The 5,457-nt window shown below is 51.8% G+C and carries 7 protein-coding genes; 3 read left to right on the top strand and 4 right to left on the bottom strand.

The window, feature by feature from the left end; translation table 11 throughout:
- Both VB081_RS11025 and VB081_RS11030 read left to right on the top strand, forming a co-directional pair.
- Window positions 1-742 (top strand): DNA-3-methyladenine glycosylase family protein (locus VB081_RS11025; protein ID WP_323400866.1); only part of this gene is annotated, 742 nt, incomplete at its 5' end.
- Between the two features lie 12 nt (window positions 743-754).
- Window positions 755-1,294 (top strand): methylated-DNA--[protein]-cysteine S-methyltransferase, encoded by a 540-nt coding sequence (locus tag VB081_RS11030; protein WP_323400867.1) that lies wholly within the window; start codon window positions 755-757, stop codon window positions 1,292-1,294.
- A gap of 58 nt (window positions 1,295-1,352) precedes the next feature.
- Here the strand turns inward: VB081_RS11030 and hcp are convergent, their stop codons facing one another.
- Window positions 1,353-2,903 carry a hydroxylamine reductase gene (gene hcp, locus VB081_RS11035; RefSeq protein WP_323400868.1) on the bottom strand — a complete coding sequence of 517 codons (1,551 nt, stop codon included), beginning with the start codon at window positions 2,901-2,903 and terminating at the stop codon, window positions 1,353-1,355.
- 116 nt (window positions 2,904-3,019) lie between these two features.
- Between hcp and VB081_RS11040 the strand changes: the two genes are divergently transcribed.
- The gene (locus VB081_RS11040; RefSeq protein ID WP_323400869.1) at window positions 3,020-3,700 is read left to right on the top strand and encodes a Crp/Fnr family transcriptional regulator; all 681 of its coding nucleotides are present in this window, start codon (window positions 3,020-3,022) and stop codon (window positions 3,698-3,700) included.
- On the opposite strand, the gene VB081_RS11045 is transcribed toward VB081_RS11040, so the two are convergent.
- The 3 genes from VB081_RS11045 to VB081_RS11055 all read right to left on the bottom strand — a co-directional run.
- On the bottom strand, window positions 3,666-4,586 hold the full coding sequence (locus VB081_RS11045) for a DUF5996 family protein (RefSeq protein WP_323400870.1): 921 nt from the start codon (window positions 4,584-4,586) through the stop codon (window positions 3,666-3,668). The genes VB081_RS11040 and VB081_RS11045 overlap by 35 nt on opposite strands.
- A gap of 14 nt (window positions 4,587-4,600) precedes the next feature.
- The gene (locus VB081_RS11050) at window positions 4,601-4,771 is read right to left on the bottom strand and encodes a FeoB-associated Cys-rich membrane protein (RefSeq protein ID WP_323400871.1); all 171 of its coding nucleotides are present in this window, start codon (window positions 4,769-4,771) and stop codon (window positions 4,601-4,603) included.
- A gap of 16 nt (window positions 4,772-4,787) precedes the next feature.
- The coding region (locus tag VB081_RS11055) for a nucleoside recognition domain-containing protein (protein WP_323400872.1) at window positions 4,788-5,457 on the bottom strand (670 nt) is incomplete at its 5' end.

Consider the following 5,457-nt stretch of genomic DNA (forward strand, 5'->3'; position numbering starts at 1 on the left):
AAACGGCAAGACCGTTTTTGGATGGGTACAGGTAGGGCACAGGCCGCAAAACAATACGTTGGCGGTGACGATCAGTGAATCCCTTTTGCCTGTATTGCCACAGGTATTGTCAAGGATACGACATTTGTTTGATCTATACTGCGACCCCGGCACGATCTATGATTCGCTGCAAACGATGAACGATATTCGTCCCGGATCATGTGTTTTAGGCACGCGTCTGCCCGGCTGCTTCAATGCTTTCGAAATGTCGGTACGGGCGGTGCTTGGGCAGCAGATATCCGTAAAAGCGGCAAGCACATTGGCGGCAAGGATCGCCGCGGCCTATGGCACACCTGTTAATACAGGTATAAAAGGGCTTGATTATGTCTTTCCTTCCCCGCAGGAGATATTGGCCCTGGGGGAAAAACCGGAAGACTGCTTTGGCCCGCTGGGCGTTACAGCGGCACGGTCAAAAACGATCTATGGACTGGCAAAGGCTTTTGTGCAAAATGACATCAGGTTCGACCACTGCCTGCAGCCGGAAGAAGAAATAAAAAAACTGATGGCGGTCAAAGGGATCGGAAGCTGGACGGCACAGTATATCGCGATGCGTACGATGGGCTTTACAGACGCGTTCTTAGAAACCGATGTTGGCATAAAAAAAGCGCTTCCATCCTATACGCCAAAGGAGCTGCTGCGGCTGGCGGAGGCGTGGCGCCCGTGGCGCAGCTACGCGACGATCAATCTTTGGAACACATTATAAGGAGTGAAGAATATGTATTATAGAGCGACGTATCAGTCTCCGGTCGGCAAGCTTACGCTTGCGTGTGACGGGGAACACCTTGTGGGGCTGTGGATGGAAGGACAAAAATATTTTGGAGGTACGATCCGTGAAGAAATGCCGGAGCAAAATGAAATGCCGGTATTTATTGCGGCAAAAGAGTGGCTTAATAGGTATTTTGCAGGGGAAAAACCTGAGATTGCCGAATTGCCGCTTCAGCCGATCGGCGGTGAATTCCGGCAGGATGTGTGGCAGATTTTATGCGGGATACCGTATGGCACGGTCGTCACCTACGGCGATATTGCGAAAAAGATCGCCGCGAAAAGGAATCAGAAAAGTATGTCTAGCCAGGCGGTGGGAGGGGCGGTCGGGCATAACCCGATCTCCATCATCATCCCCTGTCATCGGGTGGTCGGGTCAAACGGCAGCCTGACGGGTTTTGCCGGCGGCATACAGGCAAAAATCAAGCTGCTGGCATTGGAGGGCGTTGATATGTCCCGGCTGTCTGTCCCTAAAAAAGGTACCGCGCTCTGAATATTGTAAAAAAGCCCTCATTTCCATTTAGGAGATGAGGGCTTTTTGTTCTTGACACTTAGCCGAGTATTTTTTTCAGGTCTTCCTCCGGCGTAGAGATCGGGCTGATGTTGAATTTCTCAACAAGGATATTGAGTACGTTTGGCGAGACAAACGCGGGCAGCGTAGGCCCTAAATAAATATTTTTGATGCCTAGTGCCAACAACGTCAGCAGGATGCACACCGCCTTTTGTTCGTACCACGAAAGCACGAGGGACAGCGGCAGATCGTTCACGCCGCAGTCAAAGGCGTTTGCGAGCGCAAGCGCAACCTGAATCGCCGAATACGCGTCGTTGCATTGTCCCATGTCCATCAGGCGCGGCAGCCCGGCAACAGTGCCGAGGTCTAAGTCGTTGAAGCGGAATTTACCACACGCAAGCGTCAGGATCACCGAGTCCTCCGGTGTTTGCTGCACAAAATCCGTATAATAGTTGCGGCCGGGTTTTGCACCGTCGCATCCGCCTACAAGGAAGAAGTGGCTGATCTTGCCGCCCTTCACCGCGTCTATGACCTGATCCGCCACAGAAAGTACGGTGTCCACACCAAAACCAACGCTAAGCACGTGCCCGCCGTTGATGCCGCTCATTTCCTTTTTCTGCGGATAGCCGCCAAGTGCAAGCGCCTTTTCGATCACCGGACCAAAATCCTTGTTTCCGTCAATATGCTGCATCTGTGGATAGCCGACCACAGAAGTGGTAAATATCCTGTCGGAATAAGAAGCCTGCGGGGGCATCAGGCAGTTGGTGGTAAAGAGAACGGGCGCGGGGACATTGTCAAATTCCTTTTTCTGGTTCTGCCACGCTGTCCCAAAGTTACCCTTCAGGTGGCTGTACTTTTTCAGCTCCGGATAGGCGTGCGCGGGCAGCATTTCACCGTGCGTATAGATGTTTACGCCCTTGCCGTCCGTCTGCTCAAGCAGCAGCTTCAAATCGTGCAGATCGTGGCCTGTAACGATGATGAACGGCCCTGCTTCTACATCCGTGCTCACCTGTGTGGGCGTGGGCTTTCCATAAGCGCCGACGTTTGCGTTGTTCAAAAGCTCCATGCACTTAAGGTTTACCTGTCCGCATTCCATCACAAGCGCAAGCCGTTCGTCTATGGTAAGGTCTTGTGCGAGGGAAGCAAGCCCGCGGTAAAAAAACTCGTTAACCTCAGGGCTTGTTTTGCCGAGGACACGCGCATGGTGCGCGTAAGCAGCCATACCGCGCATACCGAACAACAGGAGGGCCTGCAAGCTGCGCGTGTCCTCGTCATTGTGCCAGATACTGTTTGCGTCGAACGTACATCCGCCGCCATACCTTGCGACCAATTGGGCAAGCCTGTCTACCTGCCCAGCGATCGCGACGTCGTCAAAGCTCACGTTGGTAACGGTCGTAAAAAGACCGTCCATGATCGCCGCGTCCGTTTCTGCGTCATGCGGCTTTCCCTGTGCTGCGCAGGCAAGCTCCACCAGCTTGTCGGTAAGAGCGTCCTGTAGGTTTGCGGTCTCTACTTTTTTGCCGCATACGCCGCCTGCGGTACACCCTGTACCCTTAGCGGTCTGTTCGCATTGAAAACAAAACATTTCCATTCAATGATACCTCCTTGTTCTTTGAGAAATTGATAAACATGTATTTGATTTGTAATCACAAGGATAGTACAATAAGCTTAAAAGATATGTTGCATTTGCAACGAAAGGGAAAAGACATGAAAATTGATCTTACGATTCTTCAAAAGAATGAATTATTCAGCGGCATGGAGCAAAAGGATATCGAATCTATGCTTTCGTGTCTTGGGTACAATGTGCGAAAATACCCCAAAGGGGACATAGTGTGGCATGTCGGTTCACGCATCGGCGGATTTGGCGTTGTGCTCCGTGGGCAGGTACAGGTGATTCGTGAGGACTATTTCGGAAAGCGCAGCATCATCGCGACCATCCATCCGGGCGGCGTGTTCGGCGAAGCGTTCGCCTGCGCGGGGCTCATGGAAAGTCCTCTTGCCGTAAGCACGGGGGAAGCAAGCGAGATACTGTTTTTACAAGTGGAAAAGATATTGACGACATGTAAAAACGCATGCGTATTCCATAGCGAACTCATTCGTCGTCTTGTCCGCATGCTGGCGGTAAAAAATTTGACGCTCAACAAAAAGATGGATTTTTTAAGCAGGCGGTCGACGCGCGAAAAGCTGAGCGCCTATTTGCTCAGCGAATATAGTGAAAAAAAAGCGAATCCGTTCCTGATCGATCTCAACAGGAACGAACTCGCCGATTATCTGAGCGTAGACCGCAGTGCGATGTCGCGCGAACTGTCGCACATGCGGGACGAGGGGATATTGGACTATTGGAAAAACAGCTTCAAGATCCTTGATTTCTATGGACTGGAATCGTAAGCGGCTGCGTGAACCAGTCGATGCACTCCCAGGCCTCGTGTTTTGTGACCACGCCAAACGTGCTCTGTAAAAATTCGCGTATGGCCGCCTCAGGGTCAGGATAGGTAAGCGCATCCTTCAGGGAGAAGAAATATTCCATTTTAGCGGTACTCCACACTACTTTGTCGGGAGATACGGGCTTGTCGCTCAAATCGTCCTTGATGAACGGATAGGGCATGATAAAGAACGACGGATCGGCGAGATTTGGGTCCCCCGCCCAGAAACCCGCCTCAAAGAATTGTTCGTCAAAACCGTTCACCTCGATCACGCCGCTGCCGGGGAAGGGGCTTGGTTTGCCGGAAAACAGCACGGTGGAAACATCAAATGTACCCCAGAAGAAAGAGGGCAGCAGTTTTTTGCCACGGAAGGGCGAGGCAAAATCGAGCAGAGCATTGTGCGCATACACATACATCTGATAAAAATCGCGGGCAGCGCAGCTTTCATAGTCACGCTTTTGTGTATCGTCGTAAAATGGTGTTCTGGTACCCATTTCCTGCGGCACCTCATTGATTACTGTGTCGCACACGAGTGCGGCAAGCATTTTTTTGAAATCGTTATAATATTCGCTGACAGATGTATTGTTGCGCAGTGAAAACCCCGCCGTGTCGCCGGATACGGTTTGTGTAAAGACGGTGGACGTGTCGAGGTTCAAGTTGATCGCAAAGCTGCGTTCCCCATTGGGGATCAACCCCGTTGTTAACCCCTGTGGGGTGAAATGCAGCACGATGTGCCCCCAGCCGGGTTGCGCGGGCATGCGCACAAGCTTTACCTTGCCCATCATCTGCGTGATCAGATGGAGCGTATATGCTGTTTCGCTCCACTCATTATAATGCAATAGCTTGACCATAAAAATAAGCCTCCTTATTCGTTCGGAGGCTTTTCGTTTCCTGCGTGTGGACATCCGTCGCAGCCGTTCGCCCTGTTACACTCGCTACAGCCGACGCATTCCCCTTTTTTTCGCTTTTTTACGATGTACGTTATGGCCGCGGCAATGGCCGCTACGATAACGATGCCGATGATGATCTCCGCCATGCGTCCCGCCTCCTTCTTATAAGAGCAGCGAACCGACCTGGAAGATCACGAATGCGACCACCCACGCCGCAAGCGTCTGGTAGATGATCGTAAAAACCGCGTTTTTGGCTCCCAGTTCGCGCTTTGTCGTCGCTACCGCCGCGATGCACGGCATATAGAGCAACACAAAAGCCAGGAAAGAATATGCGGCCAGCGGCGTAAAAAGCGTCGTCAGCATTTGCTCGCCTCCGGTAAGTACTGACAGTGTACTTATAACCGTTTCCTTGGCTGTTAAACCAGTAATGAGCGCGGTGGAGGCCTGCCAGCTGCCAAACCCAAGCGGCGCAAATATGGGCGCGACCGCCCGTCCGATGCCCGCCAGAATGCTGGTGGAATTGTCTGTTACAAAGTTAAACTGGAAATCAAACGACTGTAAAAACCAAATGACGATGCTGGCGAGGAAAATGATCGTGAACGCCCGCACCAAAAAGTCCTTTGCCTTGTCCCACATATGCAGCAGCACGTTTTTCAGGGACGGCAAACGGTAAGCGGGCAGCTCGAGCACAAAAGGCACCGGGTTCCCGCGGAACAGCGTTTTTTTGAAGATCAGCCCCGTCAAAATAGCGACCAGAATGCCGAGGATATAAAGGGACGTCATTACCAGTCCCTGATATTGTGTAAAAAATGCCGCGGTAAACAGCGCGTAA

It is taken from the genome of Christensenella sp., assembly GCF_034927525.1.
In the GTDB taxonomy this organism is placed as follows: Bacteria; Bacillota; Clostridia; order Christensenellales; family Christensenellaceae; genus Christensenella.

Coding starts and splice junctions, on each gene's coding strand:
- VB081_RS11030 (WP_323400867.1), top strand. CDS start 755: ATGTATTATAGAGCGACGTATCAGTCTCCGGTCGGCAAGCTTACGCTT.
- hcp (WP_323400868.1), bottom strand. CDS start 2,903: ATGGAAATGTTTTGTTTTCAATGCGAACAGACCGCTAAGGGTACAGGG.
- VB081_RS11040 (WP_323400869.1), top strand. CDS start 3,020: ATGAAAATTGATCTTACGATTCTTCAAAAGAATGAATTATTCAGCGGC.
- VB081_RS11045 (WP_323400870.1), bottom strand. CDS start 4,586: ATGGTCAAGCTATTGCATTATAATGAGTGGAGCGAAACAGCATATACG.
- VB081_RS11050 (WP_323400871.1), bottom strand. CDS start 4,771: ATGGCGGAGATCATCATCGGCATCGTTATCGTAGCGGCCATTGCCGCG.